This is a genomic window from Shouchella rhizosphaerae (assembly GCF_900142675.1).
GTDB classification, from domain to species: Bacteria; Bacillota; Bacilli; order Bacillales; family Bacillaceae_D; genus Shouchella; species Shouchella rhizosphaerae.
Genome location: NZ_FRBS01000001.1, coordinates 174,466 through 197,095 on the forward strand (window position 1 = coordinate 174,466; position 22,630 = coordinate 197,095).

Genomic DNA, 22,630 nt, shown 5'->3' on the forward strand with positions numbered 1-22,630 from the left:
ACAAACAAACGGGCAGTTGCTTAAAACTGATTCGTGCTTCTTTACGAAAAGAATGCTTTTTCAATTACCCTATTGCTCATTCAATAGCTATGCATTTTTATCTATTTTTTTTAATATGCCCCGTTTCCGGCTTGTGAATGGCTCCTGGTGATAGTTTATCGCTTTTTACCAACTGGAAATGGGGATCACACCATGTGAACGCTCCGACTACTAAATCCCCCAACCCGTTAGCCGGCAACCAATTTGTATGCAAATGTGTGGCCAGACCTTTGCCAAAGCCTTGGCTCCATTCGTTCCAGTTAAGTGTAATTACAGCAATAATTAAAGTTAAGACTGATGATTCGATAGTCTATTTTTAATAGGGATATTGTTTATGTAGCACCTCTATATATTCCGTTTATTGGTTATACTTACAATTTATAATTATTTTATGCCAAAAGATAGCGAATCAATCCCAATATGGCGAAACAAAATAGAACGGTGCCAGATCCAATGCCAGTGATTGCACTGCTGGCAACTCCCCATCTTTTGGACAGCCGTGGTGATATAACGGCAATAATTATCATAAGCACCGCTAAAATATACAAACCAGAATCGTCAAAGACGTTTACTAGCCAGAAAAAATGAACACCTACTAGAAAAGCAATCCACGGAGCAACGTAATCCTTTTTTTTCTTTCGAGTCAATAAGAAAGCTCCAAGACCTCCGATGATTAATTGGGCATAGAAAACAATGATATAAGTAGTTAAAGCATTCATTTCTGACAAAGCAGTAGCTTCCTCCCAGTTCGTCACACTCAAGTACACGCCAATCAAGCATACTAGCAACGCAATTCCAGAAGCAATTCCCATATACTTACGCCAGTTTTTTCTGGGATTCTCCTGTGCCCACCCGAACCAAATAAAACTAAACATGCCGAAAATTGCTGTGTACATCACATAATCTCTTATATACTCCAGCTCCATCATCCATCCTCTCCCCGTTCAAAAATTTTCCTGATTGATGAGTATGACTTCTCTTCATCTACCCTGCTTGTTAGCTAAAGAAGGAACATTGTCTATTTTGTGATTTAGGCAAACTAAGTGTAACATAGTGTTTCGTATGTTGTATTAGATCTCCTGTACTAATCTAGTCAATCCTTACTTCATTTCTCTGATTTTGGATACTGTTAAACTTAAAACCACGTTAGATAAATCTTCCAACATTGGGTTTACAATCACATTAATCGTTGTATCCATCTTTGTAAGCCTTCTGTGGCAATGAAGGGGCATTTGTCCAATTTAATAATGGCGAAGCACTGAAAGAGGAATTAAAAAAGTATAACGAGAGAAATACCAAAAATGACTTAGCATTCATCATTTCAATTGGTCGTTGGAAACGAAATGCTAAACCTTTCAAAAAGGTGAATTTGTTGCTATCGTGATCTTGGAAAAACCAATTTATTCATTTACCGAAGCACTCGCTATTACCGTGTAATTGCCTTGTTTACTTGAACGGGGAAAAACACTATTCAAACAGCTGAAAAAGAGGTAAACTACGGAATGATTGACATGTTCAAATGAGAAAGGTGTGAACAGCATGAAAGAAATTGATGTGTCTAGGTTTGAAAAAAAAATCATTCTTCGCCATATCGAAGAAAAGGATTTTAACGATATTATAAATTTGTCAAAACTATGCTTTCCAAATATGGAGCCGTGGCGCCGTGAAGAATTAAAGAGCCATATTTCCATATTTCCAGAGGGCCAATTTTGCGTCGAATACGATGGGCAAATCATTGGCTCATGTTCTAGTTTGATTATCAATTTTGATGAATACGACGACCAGCACACTTGGGATGAAATTACCGACCAAGGCTATATTACCAACCATGATCCTGATGGCTACAATTTATACGGCATTGAAGTCATGGTGCACCCTGATTTTCGCCGCATGAAAATTGGCCGCCGTTTATATGAAGCGCGGAAAGATTTGTGCCGGGAAAAAAATTTAAAAAGCATTATTATTGGTGGGCGCATCCCAAACTACTACAAGTATGCGGACAAAATTTCCCCACGGGAATATGTAGACCAAGTAACCATGCATAATATTTATGACCCGGTTTTGACGTTCCAAGTGATTAATGGCTTTTCCCTTAAACGAGTTAATGCCAATTACTTGACTGACGACAAAGCGAGTATGAAGTATGCGACATTGATGGAATGGAATAACATTGACTACCAGCCATCTACGCCGAAAAGGCGTTTCAAAACGTCTTTCCCTGTGCGGATTACGACGATCCAATACGAGATGAAAAAAATTGCTTCATTTGATGATTTTGCTGTCCAATGTGAGTACTATGCAGATGTAGCAGCTAGTTACCAATCCGATTTCGCTGTTTTTCCTGAAATTTTTACGCTTCAGCTATTATCTTTTCTTCCCGAGAAAAGTCCAAGCCAGGCGATTCGTCGTTTAACGGAATTTACAGAGGAATATATTGCGCTGTTTACGACGCTTGCTGTTCGCTACAACGTTAATATAATAGGTGGGTCCCATTATGTAGAAGAAGAAGGGAAGATTTATAATATCAGCTATTTATTCCGCCGTGATGGAACGATTGAAAAACAATATAAACTCCATATTACCCCAAACGAACGACTTTTTTGGGGGATTAGCGGCGGCGATGAAGTAAAAGTATTTGACACAGACTGCGGCAAAATTGCCATTCAAATTTGTTATGACATTGAGTTTCCAGAATTGGCCCGTATTGCAACCGACAAAGGGGCGAACATCATCTTTTCGCCATTTTGTACAGATGACCGCCAAGGCTATTTGCGTGTCCGCTACTGTTCCCAGGCACGAGCGATTGAAAACCAAATTTACACCGTCATTTCTGGCACAGTCGGCAATCTTTCTGATGTGGCCAATATGGATATTCAGTATGCCCAGTCTGGCATTTTCACGCCGTCTGATTTCACGTTCCCACGGGACGGCATCGTAGGGGAGTGCAGCCCTAATATTGAAACAGTCGTAGTAGGAGACGTGGATTTGGAAATTTTGCGGCGCCACCGCCGTTCTGGCAGCGTCAATCAATTACGTGACCGCCGTGATGACATTTATCATGTTGTTTATAAACAATAAGTGAAAGCAGACTGAGCAGACAGATCGAATGTGTCTTAAATAGAAAGGAAGAATCACCATGCGCTTGCCGCCATTAACGAAAATGCAGTTCGTTCATCGCCCCAATCGTTTTGTTGTCGAGTTAAAGCGGACTGATACAGAGGAGAACGTCCTGGCCCATTTGCCTGATCCAGGACGTTTGCGTGAATTGTTAGTAGAAGGCGCCATCATTTGGGCGGAGCCTGCTGTTGACCCGTTGCGAAAAACGGCGTGGACAGCTGTTCTATGTGAGACGCCTGGCGGTGACCTTGTTTCATTAAAAACGACTTTTGCCAACCAACTAGTAGAAGAAGCGCTAGCCTCCCAATCGCTTGAAGCATTTAGTGGCTGGCAGTTAGAAAAACGAGAAGCAACAATAGGCCAATCGCGCTTTGATTTTTTGCTCTCGAAAAACGGACGCACGCTGGTGCTTGAAGTAAAGAGTGTAACGCTTGCTCGGGGCAGCAAAGGGTTTTTTCCAGATGCGGTCACAAAAAGGGGCGCAAAACATGTCCGGGAATTGACTGCTTTGAATTTGTTGCCCGAGTATGAGAGTGCGGTTCTGTTTGTCTCTCAACATAGCAACATTAGCACAGTGGAAATGGAAAGCAGCATAGACGCTGATTTTGCCAAAGCGATTAAGGAGGCAAACGATAAAGGTGTGTTCATTAGCGCTGTAAGCACTGAACTATCCAAACAGAACATTTGTTTAAAAAATCGGATTCCGGTTGTCGTCTGACTTCTCTGTTATTGTGAAAAAATGCTATGATAAGGAAAGTGAGCAAACAGATTGGGGAGTTGTAGATGGTTCATTCTTTTTCAAGTGAATTGCGGGGTGAGTATATACAGCAGCTGGAAGGGGATGTCTTCGATCTACTAGTAATCGGTGGCGGGGTTGCAGGAGCGGGCATCGCCCTTGATGCAGTAGTCAGGGGAATGAAGACTGTTTTAATTGAACGAGCCGATTTTGCTTCAGGTTCTTCAGGTGCCTGGTCAACCCTTTTTCATAATGAGAGTAGGCAGGCCCACCAGCTTGACATGAAATGGCACGGAGAATATGTCAAAGAGCGCTTGATTTTGCATGAAAATGCTCCGCATTTAATGAAACAGCTTCCTTTGCTGCTTCCTGCTTTTAAAGTCGGCATGTTTGGCAGGCATTCTTTTGGTTCAAAGGTAGTTGAACGTATATCAGACTTAGCAAGAAAGGAAAAGCGCAAACATTTATCAAAAAAAGAACTGAATCGCCTTGCGCCTTTGCTTTCTGACAAATCGATCAAAGGCGCTGTTCTCTACCAAGAATTTTGGCGGGACGATGCACGGCTCGTATTTGACTTATTAAAAGAAGCAACTAGAAGGGGAGCAATGGCACTCAATTATATGAAAGCAGAGACATTTCTCTATGAAAATGGGAAAGCTGTCGGTGTGGTTGCGATCGATCAGTTGACTGGCGAAGCTTATAAAGTGTTCGCTAAAAAGATTATTAATGCGACAGGGATTGAGGCAGATACTCTACGGGAGCAAGACCGGTCTATGTCGGCCAAGACGATTGGCTATATGACTGATGTTTATATGGTCATTCCAAAAGAGCTGCTTGCGATTGACCAAGTTGTTTATTTGGAATTGGACGACAAAAAGCTGATTAGTCTGGCGCCAAGGGGCAAGAAAGTCGTATTGTCTTTGACGGACAGCGATGAAAAGGACAAAAACGAACGAGAGGTCATGTTGGCGAAAATCAATCAGACGTTTCAGGAAGTACAGATTACACCTGATGATATTGAAGCCTCATGGCATGTTAAACGGCCAATTGTGATTGAAACAAATAAAAAAAAGCATGAAGCGATCAGGAAAAATGACTGGTTTGAATCCGCTTCTGGCCTTGTAACAGTCGTATGTGGACACACCACTGGTTATCGTTTATTGGCCCAGCAAATTCTTGACCGTATCGCCAAAAAAGCAGGCCCTTTTTCTCCGTGCGAAACGGATACAGTCACCCTTTCTGGCGGCTATGCAGGCAGCGTTGACCAATTTGACAATTATAAAGAAAAGCGCCTCGCTGAAGGGGTGCAGTATGGAATCAGCCAAGAAAAGGCACAAGAATTAGTCGATATGTATGGTTCGAATGTAGGGGCCATTTATGCACGCTTTTGGTCTTATAAAAAACAAGCACGTCTATTTGGGTTGCCGCCGGTTATTTTTGCACAGCTGCTGTTTTCGATTGAAGAAGAAATGGCGGTTACGCCCGCAGACTTTTTAGTCAGGCGCACGGCGATGTTCTACTTTAATAAAACAGAAGCGTTACATGTCCAGGAAGCGGTTTTTCGCTACATGCGTGATCGCTTTAATTGGAGCGAAGAGCAGGAAGCGCAATACCGAGTGGAATTGGATGCCTTGATCAAGCCTGCAAGCAGGTAAGCCGTTTTTTGCTGGCAAACCAGTGGAATGCTGTGTAAAATGATAGCGTAGAGCAGTTTTTATGGGAGGGACTCTTTTGAATATTGTGGAGAAAGTGGAACGCTGGAACCAATTTGCACAATTAGAACCAGATGTGCGTCAACAATTGGACGCCATTTTGGATAATGATAAGGCGCTTGAAGATTGTTTTTACCGGGAACTTGCCTTTGGGACAGGAGGCATGCGAGGGGAAATTGGGCCAGGACCAAACCGGATGAATACATATACTGTTCGAAAAGCAGCCGAAGGACTGGCCCGCTTTATTGAAAAACGAGGCGAGACGGCGAAAAGCAAAGGAGTGGCGATCGCTTTTGATTCCCGCCATAAGTCGGCAAAGTTTGCCCATGAAGCAGCAATCACGTTAGGCGCTCATGGCATTAAAGCGTACGTTTTCGAAAGTTTGCGGCCAACGCCAGAATTGTCGTTTGCCGTCCGTTATCTCGGGGCTGAAGCGGGCATTGTCATTACCGCTTCTCATAACCCGCCTGAATATAATGGATTTAAAGTATACGGCTCAGATGGCTGCCAATTCCCGCCTGCCCCTGCAGAAGAGCTTGTTGCTTGTGTGCAATCAATCGAAGATGAATTGGCTATTGAAGTTGGCGATGAAGAGGAATTGAAAGCAGCACAGTTATACGAGCTCATCTCCACTGAAATTGACGATGCTTATAACGAACAATTGAAGACGATTTTGCTTCAGCCTGAAATGGACAAGCAGTATGGCGATGAGTTGGCCATTGTGTTTACACCGCTCCATGGCACAGCGAATGTTGCGGTTAGGCGCGCCTTAAAAGAAAGCGGGTTTACAAACGTTACAGTGGTGGCTGAACAAGAGCAACCTGATCCTGATTTTTCAACTGTTTCTTCACCCAACCCAGAGGAACATGCAGCTTTTACATTGGCGATGGACTATGGGGAGCGCCAAGAGGCAGATCTTTTGCTTGCTACAGACCCGGATGCAGACCGAGTAGGGCTTGCAGTGAAAGATGACGAGGGAAACTACGTTGTCTTGACTGGAAACCAAACTGGCGCGCTCTTGCTTGACTATCTTCTCGAAACACGCCAGCAAAAGGGGACGCTTCCGCAAAATGGCATAGTGCTCAAGACGATTGTCACGTCTGAACTAGGCCGAGCAGTTGCTGATGCTTACGGGCTGACAACCATCGATACATTAACAGGCTTCAAGTTTATCGGCGAAAAGATGGGCGAATATGAACGTTCTGGTGAACATACATTTTTGTTCGGCTATGAAGAAAGCTATGGCTATTTAATAGGTGATTTCGTCCGCGATAAAGATGCTATACAAGCTTGCCTGTTTGCTGCTGAGTTGGCACTCCATTATAAGCGTAAAGGCATGACGGTTTATGAAGCAATGCAGCAAGTTTATCGCAAGTACGGCTATTACCGTGAAGGGTTGCAATCATTAACGTTAAAAGGAAAAGAAGGGGCAGAAAAAATTGCTTCTATTCTTGCCTCTCTCCGTCAAGAAGCGCCTACACATATGGCTAGCAAGCTCATTACAACAGTCGAAGATTTTGAATCGAGACAAGCGCTTGCCACAGCAACCGGAGAACGGACAGCGATTGAGTTGCCAGCATCGAATGTACTGAAGTACACACTTGAGGACGGTTCGTGGTTCTGTGTGCGTCCTTCTGGAACAGAACCTAAAGTGAAGTTTTATTTTGGTGTTGTCGGCTCTAGCAATGAAGAGAGCGAACAAAAACTGACTCAGTTGCAACAAGCGGTCATGTCTTATATGGAAGCTTTTATTTCTTAACATTGCCCTTGCGTACAGGCTTGCTGTACGCCAAGGGTTTTTTCTTCGTTCATGTTCCCCCGCTGCTGTTCATAGAATAGGAAGACAACGAAGGAGGGAGCGCGTTGTCTGACAATCGGAAAGAACTGCAGTATGCGATTGAAGAAATTACTGAAATTGCTAAAGGATTTGGCCTTGATTTTTATGAAATGCGCTATGAAATTTGCCCAGCGGATATCATTTACACATTTGGTGCTTATGGGATGCCAACACGGTATAACCATTGGTCGTTTGGCAAGCAATACCACAAAATGAAACTTCAGTATGATTTAGGGTTAAGCAAAATTTATGAGCTCGTGATTAATTCTGATCCATGCTATGCCTTTTTGTTAGACAGCAATAGTTTGATCCAAAACAAGCTTATTGTGGCCCATGTGTTGGCCCATTGTGACTTTTTTAAAAACAACATTCGCTTTTCCAATACACGGCGCGATATGGTAGAGAGCATGAGCGCAACCGCCGAACGGGTTGCCCACTATGAACATATTCATGGCAAAGAGCAAGTTGAAAATTTTCTTGATGCTGTTTTGGCGATTCAAGAGCATATTGATCCTGGGCTTGTCAAGCCAGTGGAGAGCAGCGAATTGACATTTGAAAAGCCACGAGCTTCTGAATACGAGGATTTGTGGAATTTAGAAGAGCAACCGAAAAAGGAAGCGGCTCCAAAAAAGAAACGTTTTCCTGAAAGCCCTGAAAAAGATGTGCTTCGTTTTATCGAACACCATAGCAGGGAATTGGAACCTTGGCAACGTGATATTTTGACAATGATGCGCGAAGAGATGCTTTATTTTTGGCCACAATTGGAAACGAAAATCATGAATGAAGGCTGGGCCTCTTTTTGGCATGCACGGATCATTAGAGAAATGGATTTAACGAGCGAAGAGGCCGTTGAATTTGCGAAGTTGAACGCTGCTGTTGTCCAGCCATCGAAAACGTCCATTAATCCTTATTACTTAGGGTTGAAAATTTTTGAGGATATTGAACAACGCTACAACGAGCCAACAGAGGAAATGCAGCGCAAACAAGGGATTAAGCCAGGGAGCGGGCGAGAGAAAATCTTTGAAGTCCGTGAAATTGAATCGGATACGTCCTTTATCCGCAACTATTTAACAAAAGAGCTCGTCCACCGGGAAGACATGTACTTATTCCAAAAACAAGGTTCCGACTATAAGGTTGTCGACAAAGCTTGGGAAGGTGTACGTGACCACATTACTAAATCGCGGGTCAATGGCGGCTTTCCGTACCTGGTAGTAACGGATGGCGATTACTTAAAAAATGGGGAGCTGTATATTACCCATCGTTTTGAAGGAATTGAACTTGATGTTGGCCATTTAGAGAGAGTCCTTCCTTATCTTTATCAACTATGGGGCCGCACCGTTCATTTGGAAACAGAAATTAATGAAAAACAGATTGTTTTTATTTACGACGGCGGCAAAATGCACCGCAAGTATTTATAGGGGCAGCAGATAGCCCTTTTTTTGTGCAACGTGAGCGAATGTCTTTACGTTACATAGGCATACAAAAAAATTTCAAAATGATCGATATATTAATTGACGGTCGTTTCGTTTCAGAGTAAGATAGATTTTACGACTCTACGGTATTTCGTAATTCTAAGCATTGACTTTAAGAGGTGGTGTAACGGTGGAGACTTTTAGGCGTCTGGCAACGTTTTATCTTCCAGATAAAAGGTTTTTTGTGTTTTCTTTGATCGCATTGTTTTTTGTGACAGCAATTACGGTTGTTTATCCGGTTGTTTTGCAAATCGCCATTGATGTTGGTATTAGCGGCGGAGAATACGGCATTATCCCTTACTTGGCGATCGGTTTAATTTTAATCATGGCAGTAAAAGGAATTGCCACGTACATCAACCAATATTTTGGTGATTTATTTGGCGTACGGGCTGTTTATCGTCTTCGGAAAGCGCTTTATAAAAAACTGCAATTCCTTCCATTTACTTATTACGACAATGCTAAAACCGGCGATTTGATGTCAAGGCTAACAGCGGACGTGGAAGCATTCCGCTTTTTTCTTTCGTTTGGCTGCGCTCAGCTTGTCAACTTTGTCCTGCTTGTCGGCTTTTCGCTGATCGTTATGTTTTACTATTCGGTGCCTTTAACAATTGTGACAATGGTGACATTGCCGTTTTTAAGTGTCGTTGTTTACAAGTTTGATAAACGGGTACATCCGGGATTTCGGCGTGTCCGTAAATCACTAGCTTCGCTCAACACAAAAGTGCAAGAGAATGTAAGCGGCATGCATACGGTCAAAGCCCTTGCCCAGGAAGACACAGAAAAAAACCGTTTCCATAAACAAAATGACGATTATCGTGCAAAAAACGTAGAAGTCGCTAATGTATGGGGAACGTATTTTCCGTTAATGGAATTCATCGGCAACACGTCTGCTGTGCTTCTTCTTGGTTTTGGCGGTTATTTAGCGGTACAAGGCCAATTGACGGCCGGCGAATTAACGGCTTTCTTTAGCCTTGTATGGTTCATAATTGGTCCCATTATGAACCTTGGATTTATTATCAACACGTTTTCACAGTCAAAAGCGTCAGGTGAACGTTTGCTTGAAATATTGGATGAAGAGGAGCGGAAAAACGGAGTAGAGCAAACAAGCTCATATACGAAGCTTGAGGGCGATGTGGTTTTTAAAAACGTCGAGTTACGCTATAACAACAAAGCCAAAAATGCGCTCACCGATATCTCTTTCCATGCACCTAAAGGGTCGACAATCGGGCTTGTCGGTGCAACAGGCTCAGGAAAATCAAGCATTATCCAGCTTATCATGCGCTTTTATGAAAAAACAGCGGGTGACATTTTCATTGATGGCAAACCGGTAGAAGAATATGATGTGAAGGAACTGAGGAGCAATATCGGCCTCGTGCTTCAACAAACGTTTTTGTTCTCTTCTTCTATCCGTGACAACCTTGCCTATGGAAACCCTGATGTTCCGATGGAAGAAATCGTAGCGGCGGCTAAGCGTGCCGATGCACATGACTTTATCAGCTCGCTTCCAGACGGATACGACACGATTCTCGGCGAACGGGGCCTCGGTCTTTCTGGAGGGCAAAAGCAGCGAATTGCCATTGCCAGGGCGATGATTTTAAACCCGAGCATTCTTATTCTAGACGATGCGACAAGCGCTGTTGATATGCAAACAGAAATGAAAATCCAGCAAGCGCTAAAAGAAATAATGGAGGGGCGAACAACGTTTGTCATTGCCCATCGGATATCATCTGTAAAGCATTGTGACAAGATTCTCGTTCTTGAAGACGGGAGCATTGTTCAAGACGGAGACCACGAAAGCCTTCTACAGGAAGAAGGGCTATACAGACGGATTTACGATATCCAAAACCAAGATCAACAATATGTGCTGCAACAAGCGTAAGGATGTGACCAGGCATGGAACAGGCAAGAAGGAAAACTCGTTTTCACTATTCAACTGAGGAAATTATTGAAAAGCCCTTTAACTGGAAACAAATGACGCGTCTATTTTCGTTTTTGGCGCCTTACGCAAAAAGCCTGTTGCCAAAAACGATTTTTGTTATGCTCCTGGCGACGGCAGTGCGGCTGATTATCCCAATATTTATCGGTGTATTCGCTGTCGACAGGCTGGAAAAAGGGTTAGCGACCACCGCCGATATGGTGCTTTATGCAGGCATTGTTTTAGGCTTGTATCTATTCGCCTATGTGGCCAATTTATTCCGCATCCGCTGGACGAACCAGCTTGGCCAGCACGTTATTTTTGACATTCGCAAAAAGCTGTTTGACCATATCCAGCATTTGTCCCATCGATTTTATGACCAGCGTTCAGCTGGCTCGATTCTTGTAAGAGTAATCAATGATGTGAATTCTCTCCAAGATTTGTTTACAAACGGCGTTATTAATTTATTGATGGATGCGGTCATGCTTGTTGGGATTGTGGTGATTTTATTCTCGCTCAGCCCAGAACTTGCGGTTGTCATTCTCATCGTTTTGCCGATTATGTTTTTTATTTCAACGAAACTGCGCCGGCAAATTCGCCGTGCTTGGCAAACCGTGCGTTTGCGCCAATCTAGGCTGAATTCCCATTTGAATGAGAGCATTCAAGGTATTCGCGTGACACAAGCCTATGCCCAAGAACATGAAAACATGGATTTCTTTGACGAAGTGAACAGCCAAAACTACGAGAGCTGGCGCCAGGCTACACGGATGAACGCATTGTTCCGACCATTTGTTGAAATGGCAAGTGCACTTGGAGGAGCGATATTAATTTGGTATGGCGCGTTTTTAATCCAAAGTGATGCGAGTACATTAGAATTAGGCGTGTTTGTATCTTTTGCTTTTTACATCGGCATGTTTTGGGAACCAATTTCCCGTTTAGGGCAAGTGTACAACCAGCTTCTTGTCGGCATGGCTTCGAGCGAGCGGATTTTTGAATTTCTCGATGAAAAGCCGAATGTGGAAGATAAGCCAGATGCACAGCCGCTTACAGACATAAAAGGAGAAATCGTCTTTAAAGAAGTGGAGTTTTCTTACGACGGCAAACGTCGGGCATTAAACGGCGTTGATCTTACCTTTCATGCTGGCACGACAGTGGCTCTTGTCGGCCATACTGGTTCTGGCAAGTCAACGATTGTCAACTTGATGAGCCGTTTTTATGATCCAACTTCCGGGGAGATTCACTTAGATGGCGTTGATTTAAAAGACATTCGCCTTGCCGATCTGCGCAAACATGTCAGTTATGTCCTCCAAGACACGTTTATTTTCGCAGGCACAATCATGGATAACATTCGTTTTGGCAATCCTTCAGCCACAGACGAAGAAATCATAGCAGCAGCTCAAGCAATCGGAGCCCATTCCTTTATCGAAAAGTTGGAACAAGGCTACCAAACTGAAGTCGAAGAACAAGGGAATGTGCTATCTGTAGGGGAACGGCAACTTCTTTCCTTTGCCCGGGCGTTAATTGCCGATCCGCGTATTTTAATTTTGGATGAGGCTACCGCCAGCATCGATACAGAAACCGAAGTGAAAATCCAAAACGGGCTTAAAAAGCTGTTGGCAGGTAGAACGGCGATCATGATTGCCCATCGCCTTTCAACGATTCGCGATGCCGACAACATCATTGTCCTTGAACATGGCAATGTGATTGAACAAGGTACCCATGACCAACTGATGGAAAAGAAAGGGACCTATTTTGGCCTCGTCAAGTCGCAATATGCTGCAATCAAGGATTAAAAAAGAAGCTTTCCTTCTTTGCCGGAGGAAAGCTTTTTTTCAACGGATAAATTGATTGACTTTTTCGTCAAAAGAGGAGTAGAATAGAAGTCATTCAATTAATCAGATTTTTTGGTGAGTGGACGAAAAAAAGAGAAAAAGATTAAGAGATACCGGGGTGTTAGAGATGAAATATGCATTTGCACAAAGGGTTCGCCATTTGAAGTCATCAGCTGTACGAGACATATTAAAAGTGGTGAACCGGGGGGACGTCATTTCCTTTGCAGGAGGCTTGCCAGATGATGGCTTATTTCCGCTAAAGGCGATTGAAGAAGCATTTAGCCGCGTGTTTGCAAGTGGAAATAAGGCATTGCAATACGGAGAAACAGAGGGGTATCTGCCTTTGCGCGAAGTCATTCTCGAACGGATGGAGAAAAAAGGCATAACAGGCTTAACCGCTGATGAGATGTTATTAACGACTGGTTCGCAGCAGGCAATCGATTTATTTTCCCGCGTGATGATCGGACCAGGGGACGTCATTTTTACGGAAGAGCCAACTTATTTAGCTGCATTGCAAGTTTTTCAGTCGTACGAAGCGACAATTATTCCTGTTAAATGTGATGCAGACGGAATGATGATGGACGATTTAGTTCGAAAAATAAAAGAATATAAGCCTAAAGTCATTTATGTGGTTCCAACATTTTCAAACCCGACAGGCCGTGTTTGGACGCTTGAGCGGCGCAAAGAACTAGTGGGCTTAGCGCGTAAGCACCATGTTCTTATTTTTGAAGACGATCCATACGGCGACATCCAATTTACTCCAGGAGGCTATACGCCAATTGCGGCTCTTGATGATGGCTCCCATGTGTTGTATACGAGTACGTTTTCCAAAACGGCCGTTCCTGCTTTGCGGACGGGTTGGATAACGGGCCCATACCAAATTATCCGCATGATGGCGCAAGCGAAACAAGCCAATGACTTGCACTCCAACTCGATTGGCCATCAGGCACTTTACCATCTATGCCGCGACTTCGATTTTGATGGTCATATTCATAACATTAGTGAGTTGTACGGACACCGGAAGAATGTCATGGTTGATTGTTTGAAAGAGGCGAAAGAGCGCGGCTCGATTCAGTTTATCGAACCAGAAGGCGGCATGTTCCTATGGGTAGAGGCAGAACCGCACATTAATACAGAAGCTTTGCTGCCACGCGCTGTAGAAAAGGGAATGGCCTATGTACCAGGACGGCCATTTTATGCAGGAGCCCCGCAATTAAATACACTGCGCCTTAACTTCACTCATGCAACTGATGCAGAAATTGAAAAAGGTATGGGCATTATGCTCGGCATTTTTGAAGAAGCGAAAGAGCAGTCATTGCTATTGAACTAACTAATCGCTTAGCAAAAGACAGCCTCGTCTTAGACGAGGCTGTCTTTCTTTTGGTAAATGCTCGCATCCTTCGTTGTTCATTTCGGCTGACAAGCGTTTTCTATCAATCTGAAGATCGTTCACATATTCCGCAATCGTTTTATCCGTTCTTCTGGCGGCGGATGGGTTGAAAATAACGAAGCGGCTTTCTTTTTTAACGGGTCCGCAAAGTATAGCGATGCGGTTGAAGACGATGCTTCTTCCACAGGAATACGCGTATTCGTAATAGTTTCCAGTGCGCTTGCTAACGCTACAGGGTTGCGGGTCAACTCAACTGCACTCGCATCAGCCAAATACTCGCGGTTGCGGGAAATGGCAAGCTGCATCATCGTGGCCACAAGCGGCGAAAGCAAGACGAGGAAAATCGCAATGATGAGAATAAGCGGATGCTTGTTGTCTTTATTACGTCCTCCAGAAAATACGAAAAAACGCATGCCGAGATCGCTCAATATGGCGATTGCCGATACGAGAGCGACGGCAATGGTAGATAAGCGTATATCATAATTGCGAATATGGGCCACTTCATGAGCAAGCACACCTTCAATTTCTTCGCGGGAGAGGCGCTCCATCAATCCGGAAGTGACGGCTACAGCGCCTGATTTTGGCGAAATCCCTGTTGCAAAGGCATTCGGGCTTTTGTCTTGAATAATAAAAATTCGCGGCATCGGGATCCGCGCTGCAATGGCTAATCCCTCGACGGTGTGCCATAAAAACGGCTGTTCCGTTGATGAAGTGATCTCACGGGCGTGGTTCATGCGCATGACAACATTGGTGCTTGTGGAAATCATAAAAATCGTATAGCCTCCGGCGATGACCGCGGCAAAAATAGCGCCGCTTACGTAATCGCCGGCACGCACGTACGTAATAGCGGCGCCGATCAAGAGAACAAAAACAATAAAGAGGGCGACCAAAAAAACCGTCTTTCGTTTATTGCGGGCAATCTGGATATGAAACAATGGCTCCCCTCCTTAAAATTGCACTTTTACCGGTTCTTTTTCCTCATCAGGAATGTCAAGGAGTTCCATGCGCATAAAAGAATGAATATTAGCAATCAGATTGGATGGAAACGACTCCAGCTTAGTATTATAGCGCATCACAGTTGAATTATAAGCTTGACGGGCGTACGCAATTTTATTTTCTGTTCCAGCAAGCTCTTCCTGAAGCTGCAAAAAGTTTTTGTTCGCTTTTAAATCGGGATACGATTCCCCAAGGGCAAATAATTGCCTAAGCATGCCGTTTAGCTCAGCATTTTGCTCGACACGTTCGTGGCGGCTCGCATTCGGCTGGGCAATGACGTTTCGTTTTTCAATGACGCCAGTCAACGTTTCCTGTTCATGTTTGGCGTAGCCTTTTACGGTTTCAACGAGATTTGGAATTAAATCATAGCGTCGCTTTAACTGCACATCAATTTGTGCCCACGATTCCTCGGCCCAATTTCGGTGCTTGACGAGTGAGTTGTAGCTAGCAATCCAAGCAAGCCCAATAACAGCAATGATGACAATGATAAGAATAATCATCTCTATGTACCACCTTTCTTTTAATACCATTTACGGACAGCAAAAGTCGAAGTTTCGTTTTTCATAAAAAAAGTCTAGCATGGATGGCGTGAAAAGAACAGCATAGCCACTGGATGGGGCAAATAGGATAAACAGAAAGGATTTGACTTACGAAAAAGAGTACGTTACGATTTTGGTAACGCTTTCATTTCTAAAAGTTGGCTTTTCCTGAACGGTCGCTCAGATTATGAAAAGAAGGAGAGCATGCCATGACAGTCAGACTGACAAAAGACCAAGAAATGATTAAAGACATGGTTAGGCAATTTGCCCGCAAGGAAATTGCCCCACTGGCGCGAGAGCTAGATCGAGATTCGCGTTTTCCAGAGACGATTTTTAAAAAGATGGGGCAGCTTGGCTTGCTCGGTTTGCCGTTCCCCGAAAAATACGGCGGGTCAGGAGGAGATACGGTCTCTTATGCACTTGCTGTCGAAGAAATCGGCTACGCATGCGGCGGTACCGGCTTGAGTTATGCTGCAGCGGTATCTCTTGGTGCAAGTCCGATTTTCTACTACGGCACAGAAGAACAAAAGCAAACCTATTTAGTTCCACTTGCAAAAGGCGAATCCCTTGGTGCATTCGGGTTAACAGAACCAAATGCTGGTTCTGACGCGGGTGGGACGCAGACAAAAGCTGTCTTTGAAAACGGCGACTATATTCTTAATGGTGAGAAATGTTGGATCACGAATGCGATGTACGCGCAAACCGTTATCATTACTGCCGTTACCGGAACGCAATCAAACGGCAAAAAACGGATTTCAGCGTTTATTGTACCAACAGATACACCTGGTTTTACGATTACGGCTCCTTACGACAAAATGGGTGTCCGCGCTTCAAACACATGTGAACTTGTCCTTGAAGATGTCCGTGTCCCTGAAAGCAATTTGCTCGGCGATCCTGGAAAAGGCTTCAGTCAATTCCTTTACACGTTGGATGGTGGGCGAATTTCAATTGCAGCCCTTGCAGTCGGCATTGCCCAAGCGGCCTTTGACCGGGCGTTAGCCTATGCGAAAGAACGAAAACAATTTTCGAAGCCGATCGGCTCATTCCAAGCGATTCAATTTAAGCTAGCCGATATGGCGATGGAAATTGAACTTGCTCGTAATATGGTGCACAAGGCAGCTGCTTTAAAGGATGCAGGAGCACCGTTTGGCAAAGAAGCGGCCTATGCCAAACTGTTCGCTTCTGAAATGGCAACACGCACATGCAACCAGGCCTTGCAAATTCATGGCGGCTATGGCTATATGCGCGAATATGAAGTAGAACGGATGCTCCGTGATGCCAAGCTATTGGAAATTGGCGAAGGCACTTCGGAAATCCAACGCCTTGTCATTGCTAGGCATTTAGGGTTAGCAGCTTTACAGCAAAAGGAGGCGAAACGGTGATCAATACAGTATTAATTGCCAACCGTGGCGAAATTGCCTCGCGCATTATCCGTACATGCAAAAAGCTTGGCGTAAAGACTATCGCTGTTTATTCAGAAGCTGATTGCAATGCAGAACACGTCACGCTTGCCGACGAGGCCTACTGCATTGGCGGTTCACGTGTCCAGGAGAGCTATTTAAACCAAGAACAGATTTTGGCTGTTGCCAAACAAGCAAAAGCTGATGCCATTCATCCCGGTTACGGGCTGTTGTCCGAGCAAGCTTCATTTGCGACCGCCTGTAAGGACAATGGGCTAACCTTTATTGGCCCTTCAGCAACGGCAATTGCGCTGATGGGCGATAAATTGCAAGCTAGAAAGACGATGGAGGCAGCGGGCATCCCTGTTATTCCAGGAAGTAGCGCTCTTGCCTCAGCAGCAGAAGCAAAGACGAAAGCAAGGGAAATTGGCTTTCCGGTTATGGTCAAAGCCGCTTCAGGTGGCGGCGGCATCGGCATTGACGTGTGCCGGAATGAAGAGGAAATCGAAGCAGCTTTTGCCCGAAACGAAAAGAAAGCACGTATGTTTTTTGGCGACAGCTCTCTTTATTTGGAGAAGTTGCTTGAGCGGCCGCGTCACATTGAAATTCAAGTGCTCGCTGACAGCGATGGCCATATCCTCGCATTTGGGGAGCGGGAATGTTCCATTCAAAGGAGACATCAAAAAGTTGTTGAAGAAGCGCCATCTCCTTTTTTAGACCAAACGACTCGTGAGGCGATGGAGGAAATGGCGAAAAAAGCAGCTGCCGCCATTGGTTATGAAAATGCTGGTACAATTGAATGTTTGCTAGACAGCGACGGAAATTATTACTTTTTGGAAATGAATACACGGCTGCAAGTCGAACATCCAGTGACAGAGGAAGTCTTTGGCATTGATCTTGTGGAATGGCAATTGCGGATAGCAAATGGCGATGTGCTGCCGTGGCAGCAGCATGAGCTCAGAGGCAGCGGCCATGCGATCGAAGTCCGCATTTATGCAGAAGACCCAATACGCTTTTTCCCTTCGCCTGGGATGATAAAGGACATCTCTCTTCCGAAACAACCTTTTATCCGCCATGAATGTCCGGTGAAAGCAGGAAGCGTGATTACCCCGTTTTATGATCCGATGATCGCTAAGCTCATTGTTAAAGGGGGCACGCGCATTGAAGCGATTACTCGATTAAAGGAAGCGCTCAATGACTATGACATAACAGGGGTAAAAACCAATCTGCCTCTTTTGCGGGCAATATGCGATCACCAAGCTTTTATTGAAGGCAACACGCCTACATCTTTTATAAATGATTATAAAGAAGAACTTTTCATAAAGGAGAGAGAAGCATGAACCATATTACAGCGACAATGGCAGGGAACGTTTGGAAAGTTACTGTAAAAGAAGGCGACGAAGTGAAGGCTGGAGATGAAGTCGCCATTTTAGAATCAATGAAAATGGAGATTCCAATTGAGGCAGAACGCGCAGGGAAAGTCAAGGCGATCGTCAAGCCAGAAGGGGAGTTTGTCAACGAAGGGGACGTTTTGATTGAGCTCGAGTAAAACGCTTGTGCAGACAGCAGCTCACGATGGAATTGCCCGTATTACGTTAAACCGTCCACAAGCAGCCAATGCGCTCTCGCTTGCGCTTTTAGATGAGCTCGAAGCGGCTTGCGACTGGGTTGCACAAGAGCACAACATCCGTGTTGTTATTTTAGCTGGCGCAGGCGAAAAAGCGTTTTGTGCCGGCGCTGACTTAAAAGAACGGGCAAACATGACAGAAAGCGAGGCCATTTATGCGGTCAAGCGGATAGGTGAGGTGATTGCACGGGTGGAAAAGCTTCCACAGCCCGTCATTGCCGACGTAGGGGGCAGTGCCTTTGGCGGTGGGTTGGAACTGTGTCTTGCTTGCGATGTCCGCATTTTTGCCGAAGACAGTTTTTATGGTTTGACCGAAACCAAATTGGCGATTATTCCAGGAGCTGGGGGGACGCAGCGGCTGCCTCGTTTAATTGGCCCAGGAAAGGCAAAGGAACTCATTTTCACGGCAAGGCGTTTAACTGGAACAGAAGCCCGTAAATACGGTTTGTGCGAATGGGCACTGCCTCGAGAAAAAACATCCGCAGCTGCTTCACAGTTGGCGGTCGAGATGGCGAGCAACGGCCCGATTGCGTTGCAAGCAGCAAAAAAGGCAATCAACGAAGGGGCAGCCCTTCCTCTTGAAGCCGCTTTGGCTGTGGAACGCGAAGCATATTTGCAGACATTGCAAACCGAAGATCGTTTAGAAGGGCTTGCTTCATTCAAAGAAAAGCGCCCTCCCGTTTACAAAGGCAAATAGGAGTTGAGAGCGAGATGACATTTGAGCAAACCAAATTGGCGAAGGAAACGGAAATTTTTAAAGGCGGCCATACGAAATACCATCAACAAAATGCGAAGAAAGGCAAATTGTTTGCCAGGGAGCGTTTGCAGTTGTTGCTTGATGACGGCTTGACTACTGAAGACGGCTTGTTTGCTAACTGTGAAGCGGACGGTCTGCCAGCAGACGGAGTCATTTGCGGAATGGGTACGATAGACGGCAAGCCTGTTTGTGTGATGGCGAATGATTCGACCGTTAAGGCAGGTTCTTGGGGAGCGCGGACGGTTGAGAAAATCATCCGTATTCAAGAAACGGCAGAAAAATTGTCCGTGCCGTTGTTGTATTTGGTTGACTCAGCTGGTGCAAGAATTACTGACCAAGTTGAGATGTTTCCAGGGCGGCGAGGGGCAGGCCGTATTTTTAGCAATCAAGTAAAACTGTCAGGAAGAATTCCGCAAGTTTGTATTCTTTTTGGTCCTTCAGCTGCGGGCGGCGCGTACATTCCTGCATTTTGCGATGTTGTTATTATGGTGGACGGAAATGCTTCCATGTATTTAGGTTCGCCGCGGATGGCACAAATGGTTATTGGCGAGGATGTCACACTTGAAGAAATGGGCGGCGCCAGCATGCACTGCAGTGTGTCAGGCTGTGGCGATATTCTAGCCAAAAACGAGGAAGACGCGATTTCCCAGGCGCGTGCTTATTTAAGTTATTTGCCGCCAAGCTATAAAGAGAAGCCGCCTAGTAAAGAGGCGCGGCCGCCGAAAGATGTGCCAAAAACAATCGAGGATTTGATCCCGCAAAATCAAAATGCACCTTTTAATATGTATGACTTGCTCGAGCGCCTTGTCGACAACGACAGTTTTTTTGAAATCAAGCGAAACTTTGCTCCAGAACTCATCACTGGCTTTGCCCGGTTAAACGGGCAGGCAATCGGCATTGTCGCCAATCAACCAAAGGCAAAAGGCGGAGTATTGTTTCCAGACTCAGCTGACAAAGCCGCTCGCTTCATTACTCTTTGTGATGCTTTTCATCTGCCGCTTTTGTTTTTAGCGGACATTCCAGGTTTTATGATCGGCACCAAAGTCGAACGTGCTGGCATTATTCGCCATGGTGCAAAAATGATTGCCGCTATGGCTGAAGCGACTGTACCGAAAATTTCCGTCATCGTTCGAAAAGCATACGGGGCCGGACTGTATGCAATGGCCGGGCCTGCTTTTGACCCAGATTGTTGCCTTGCCCTTCCGCAAGCACAAATTGCGGTGATGGGGCCAGAAGCTGCGGTCAACGCCGTATATGCAAACAAAATTGCTGAACTTGGGGAACAGGAGCGGAAAGCATTTATAGAGGAAAAACGTGAAGCATATAAACGAGATATCGATGTTTATCGCCTTGCTTCAGAGCTAGTTATCGACGGGGTTGTCAACGGCAATGACTTACGACAAGAATTGGGGCAGCGCTTTGCTTTTTATGAAAGCAAGCGGATGGTGTTTAGCGAACGAAAACATCCTGTTTATCCCGTTTAAGACAGAGCGCTTGAACAATAATAAATCCCCTTGTGCCCGATAAGGCCAGTGACGGTCTTATGGGCCTTTTTCGTATGGATAGATGATCACGAAACAATCGCTTCTTCTCGTATACGGACAGAGGTATTTAGAGGACGGGCACGTTACAGCAGTAGGCGTCATTTCGTCTCTTTTACTCGTTCAATTAAAGGTGGTGCCAATAACGCGTTTTGATCGCTTCTAAGTGCTTTTCAATGTTTTCGTCATGGATAAACGCTTCCAGTTCGGCTTGTGAATAGTCTAAGTGCTTGCGCTTTTTAATGGTAATCGTGAAAAAAAGGAATGAAAATGTCATTGTTTTTGCGGCCTCCTTTCTAGTAACGGTATGCGTTTCCTTCCTTTTCGTCGTTGCCAGCTATTTTCACTTGGTTTTTCCAGGCTTGCTTTTCATGACGAATCCGATTGAACGTTTCTCCGCACAAAAGGCTCTCACTTGTGTAACACGTGGGTGAAACGAACCCCTGCTTCTTTTAAATAAAGAGTGCAGGGGAGGGGGCTGCTTGCCTAGGCTTGTGAATTAAAAGCCTATCGATTTTACCTTGTTTTAAAGGGTAAGTTCTCCAATGTTTCCCATTCGATTTTTCGCACTTTGATTGGATTGGTCAACGAGGATTCCTTCAGGTGTCCGCAGTTTGCTTTGCAGCAATGCTTTTTGGGCAGCGTCAGCTGTGTAGACTGAGCCAAATAAATCAAGTGTGCCAATTTTTTTGTTTAGAACGTTCTCGGCTATTTTTTCTGTAATGGTTAATGTGTCGTCGACAACAATCGTCGTATTTGCTTCCAACCACTCAACGTCTTCTTGTTGCCAGTTCTCTTTTTCAATGAAACGAAAGGCACCAGAATAGGAAAGAACGTCTGTTTCAAATCGATCCAAGCGTTCGTACACTAAGTCTTCAATTTCCTCATGGCAGACAATGTAGGAAGTTGAGTGAATAGCGGTGAAAGCTGCCTGCAATTGTTCTCTGGAAATGCCCTTTTGTAACAGCAACGGCTTGGTGGTGTAAAGCGAGCTGCCCCTAAACCGTTTGATCGAATGTTCATCTAAGCGCAGTGTCCCCGTCGTTACTTGAAAACCAGAGGGAACAATCGCCACTTTGCCCACAATAGAAGCCTTCTCATAAAAACCCTGTTCTTGTGTGGCATACAGAAGCGCCTTTCCGTTAATGGTGAGACGTGCAATTCTGTCTGAAAACAAGGCCATGTCAAGATCAGGCGCCAATTCGAGCTTGCCATTGACGATAAGAAGTTGGCCAGGTGGAAGTGCCTTTAGGTAGCTATTGGTCAATTGAATGCTAGTGGTTTCAATTTGAGGCAAGTGGTCTGTGTACGTTTCAACGGAACCAGAGACCGTTTTTAACAGAAGGTTGACGGCCCCTTTTAGAGCGGGAGGAGCATAAACGCTACCGTGCACAACGATTTGGCAGACTGCCTGTTTGAGCTGCTCGACCGTCACATCCTTTGCGACTATAACCAGGCCGTTCACTAGAAAGGTACATGGTTCGAGCATCGCCTCCAAAAAGGCGGAATCAATGAGCAAACGACCGTTGACGATGCGTGCTTGATAACTAGTTTCCAATGTCTGGCCGATGTTGTTGATAGTTAATTTTGAAAGGAGAGGCGCTGTCTCTTTTGCGTAGATTACAAGTCCGACATTTTCGATTTTTTCAATATCGCGAATGCTCTCTTCGGTAGCATTCACCATGTTTAACAATCCGACATTTCCAATCGTCATTCCCAT

18 protein-coding genes are annotated in these 22,630 nt (G+C 44.8%); 13 read left to right on the plus strand and 5 right to left on the minus strand.

All coding sequences use genetic code 11. The features are described 5' to 3' along the window. Window positions 1-428: 428 nt before the first annotated feature. Window positions 429-968, minus strand: coding sequence for a hypothetical protein (locus BUC05_RS00890; protein WP_235360740.1), 540 nt, complete (start codon window positions 966-968; stop codon window positions 429-431). Window positions 969-1,578: 610 nt separating this feature from the next. Here BUC05_RS00890 and BUC05_RS00895 point away from each other — a divergent pair. From BUC05_RS00895 to BUC05_RS00930, 8 genes are all read left to right on the plus strand, one after another. Then, window positions 1,579-3,117 carry a bifunctional GNAT family N-acetyltransferase/carbon-nitrogen hydrolase family protein gene (locus tag BUC05_RS00895; protein WP_035204454.1) on the plus strand — a complete coding sequence of 513 codons (1,539 nt, stop codon included), beginning with the start codon at window positions 1,579-1,581 and terminating at the stop codon, window positions 3,115-3,117. A gap of 58 nt (window positions 3,118-3,175) precedes the next feature. Continuing rightward, window positions 3,176-3,874: a DNA/RNA nuclease SfsA gene (gene sfsA, locus BUC05_RS00900; RefSeq protein WP_011246341.1), complete on the plus strand. Its 699-nt coding sequence runs from the start codon at window positions 3,176-3,178 to the stop codon at window positions 3,872-3,874. A 65-nt stretch (window positions 3,875-3,939) separates the two neighbouring features. Further along, window positions 3,940-5,547 carry a glycerol-3-phosphate dehydrogenase/oxidase gene (locus BUC05_RS00905; RefSeq protein WP_011246342.1) on the plus strand — a complete coding sequence of 536 codons (1,608 nt, stop codon included), beginning with the start codon at window positions 3,940-3,942 and terminating at the stop codon, window positions 5,545-5,547. A gap of 61 nt (window positions 5,548-5,608) precedes the next feature. Beyond that, complete coding sequence (locus tag BUC05_RS00910; protein WP_035204457.1) at window positions 5,609-7,363, plus strand: phospho-sugar mutase; 1,755 nt, start codon at window positions 5,609-5,611, stop codon at window positions 7,361-7,363. 104 nt (window positions 7,364-7,467) lie between these two features. Next, a complete protein-coding gene (locus tag BUC05_RS00915; RefSeq protein ID WP_011246344.1) occupies window positions 7,468-8,859 on the plus strand; it encodes a SpoVR family protein in 1,392 nt (463 codons plus the stop codon). A gap of 184 nt (window positions 8,860-9,043) precedes the next feature. Then, window positions 9,044-10,792, plus strand: a complete 1,749-nt coding sequence (locus BUC05_RS00920) for an ABC transporter ATP-binding protein (RefSeq protein WP_035204459.1) — start codon at window positions 9,044-9,046, stop codon at window positions 10,790-10,792. A gap of 14 nt (window positions 10,793-10,806) precedes the next feature. Then, entirely contained in the window at window positions 10,807-12,621 is a 1,815-nt protein-coding gene (locus BUC05_RS00925) for an ABC transporter ATP-binding protein (protein ID WP_011246346.1), read from the plus strand. Between the two features lie 166 nt (window positions 12,622-12,787). After that, the gene (locus BUC05_RS00930; RefSeq protein WP_035204616.1) at window positions 12,788-13,990 is read left to right on the plus strand and encodes an aminotransferase-like domain-containing protein; all 1,203 of its coding nucleotides are present in this window, start codon (window positions 12,788-12,790) and stop codon (window positions 13,988-13,990) included. A gap of 119 nt (window positions 13,991-14,109) precedes the next feature. Here the strand turns inward: BUC05_RS00930 and htpX are convergent, their stop codons facing one another. Then, on the minus strand, window positions 14,110-14,985 hold the full coding sequence (gene htpX / locus BUC05_RS00935) for a zinc metalloprotease HtpX (protein WP_011246348.1): 876 nt from the start codon (window positions 14,983-14,985) through the stop codon (window positions 14,110-14,112). A gap of 12 nt (window positions 14,986-14,997) precedes the next feature. Further along, complete coding sequence (locus BUC05_RS00940; RefSeq protein ID WP_011246349.1) at window positions 14,998-15,546, minus strand: LemA family protein; 549 nt, start codon at window positions 15,544-15,546, stop codon at window positions 14,998-15,000. 248 nt (window positions 15,547-15,794) lie between these two features. Here BUC05_RS00940 and BUC05_RS00945 point away from each other — a divergent pair, with 248 nt between their 5' ends. The 5 genes from BUC05_RS00945 to BUC05_RS00965 are packed head-to-tail and all read left to right on the plus strand — an operon-like array spanning window position 15,795 to window position 20,853. Beyond that, entirely contained in the window at window positions 15,795-16,967 is a 1,173-nt protein-coding gene (locus BUC05_RS00945) for an acyl-CoA dehydrogenase (RefSeq protein WP_011246350.1), read from the plus strand. Beyond that, window positions 16,964-18,325, plus strand: a complete 1,362-nt coding sequence (locus tag BUC05_RS00950) for an acetyl-CoA carboxylase biotin carboxylase subunit (protein WP_035204461.1) — start codon at window positions 16,964-16,966, stop codon at window positions 18,323-18,325. Before BUC05_RS00945 ends, BUC05_RS00950 begins: the two co-directional genes overlap by 4 nt. After that, entirely contained in the window at window positions 18,322-18,534 is a 213-nt protein-coding gene (locus BUC05_RS00955; RefSeq protein ID WP_011246352.1) for an acetyl-CoA carboxylase biotin carboxyl carrier protein subunit, read from the plus strand. The genes BUC05_RS00950 and BUC05_RS00955 overlap by 4 nt, the downstream gene beginning before the upstream one ends. Then, window positions 18,521-19,309 (plus strand): enoyl-CoA hydratase-related protein, encoded by a 789-nt coding sequence (locus BUC05_RS00960; protein ID WP_082369073.1) that lies wholly within the window; start codon window positions 18,521-18,523, stop codon window positions 19,307-19,309. The genes BUC05_RS00955 and BUC05_RS00960 overlap by 14 nt, the downstream gene beginning before the upstream one ends. Window positions 19,310-19,323: 14 nt before the next feature. Beyond that, window positions 19,324-20,853 (plus strand): acyl-CoA carboxylase subunit beta, encoded by a 1,530-nt coding sequence (locus tag BUC05_RS00965; protein ID WP_011246354.1) that lies wholly within the window; start codon window positions 19,324-19,326, stop codon window positions 20,851-20,853. Between the two features lie 184 nt (window positions 20,854-21,037). On the opposite strand, the gene BUC05_RS00970 is transcribed toward BUC05_RS00965, so the two are convergent. Both BUC05_RS00970 and BUC05_RS00975 read right to left on the minus strand, forming a co-directional pair. Beyond that, window positions 21,038-21,187 carry a YrzI family small protein gene (locus tag BUC05_RS00970; RefSeq protein WP_082111792.1) on the minus strand — a complete coding sequence of 50 codons (150 nt, stop codon included), beginning with the start codon at window positions 21,185-21,187 and terminating at the stop codon, window positions 21,038-21,040. A gap of 249 nt (window positions 21,188-21,436) precedes the next feature. Beyond that, the gene (locus BUC05_RS00975) at window positions 21,437-22,630 is read right to left on the minus strand and encodes a hypothetical protein (protein ID WP_073303955.1); all 1,194 of its coding nucleotides are present in this window, start codon (window positions 22,628-22,630) and stop codon (window positions 21,437-21,439) included.

Bases quoted from the DNA above. Each gene is read 5' to 3' on its own strand.
- BUC05_RS00930 (WP_035204616.1), top strand. From the start codon at position 12,788: ATGAAATATGCATTTGCACAAAGGGTTCGCCATTTGAAGTCATCAGCT.
- BUC05_RS00910 (WP_035204457.1), top strand. From the start codon at position 5,609: ATGGGAGGGACTCTTTTGAATATTGTGGAGAAAGTGGAACGCTGGAAC.
- BUC05_RS00975 (WP_073303955.1), bottom strand. From the start codon at position 22,630: ATGGGAATGACGATTGGAAATGTCGGATTGTTAAACATGGTGAATGCT.
- BUC05_RS00925 (WP_011246346.1), top strand. From the start codon at position 10,807: ATGGAACAGGCAAGAAGGAAAACTCGTTTTCACTATTCAACTGAGGAA.
- BUC05_RS00965 (WP_011246354.1), top strand. From the start codon at position 19,324: ATGACATTTGAGCAAACCAAATTGGCGAAGGAAACGGAAATTTTTAAA.
- sfsA (WP_011246341.1), top strand. From the start codon at position 3,176: ATGCGCTTGCCGCCATTAACGAAAATGCAGTTCGTTCATCGCCCCAAT.
- BUC05_RS00945 (WP_011246350.1), top strand. From the start codon at position 15,795: ATGACAGTCAGACTGACAAAAGACCAAGAAATGATTAAAGACATGGTT.
- BUC05_RS00895 (WP_035204454.1), top strand. From the start codon at position 1,579: ATGAAAGAAATTGATGTGTCTAGGTTTGAAAAAAAAATCATTCTTCGC.
- BUC05_RS00970 (WP_082111792.1), bottom strand. From the start codon at position 21,187: ATGACATTTTCATTCCTTTTTTTCACGATTACCATTAAAAAGCGCAAG.
- BUC05_RS00905 (WP_011246342.1), top strand. From the start codon at position 3,940: ATGGTTCATTCTTTTTCAAGTGAATTGCGGGGTGAGTATATACAGCAG.
- BUC05_RS00940 (WP_011246349.1), bottom strand. From the start codon at position 15,546: ATGATTATTCTTATCATTGTCATCATTGCTGTTATTGGGCTTGCTTGG.
- BUC05_RS00955 (WP_011246352.1), top strand. From the start codon at position 18,322: ATGAACCATATTACAGCGACAATGGCAGGGAACGTTTGGAAAGTTACT.
- BUC05_RS00890 (WP_235360740.1), bottom strand. From the start codon at position 968: ATGATGGAGCTGGAGTATATAAGAGATTATGTGATGTACACAGCAATT.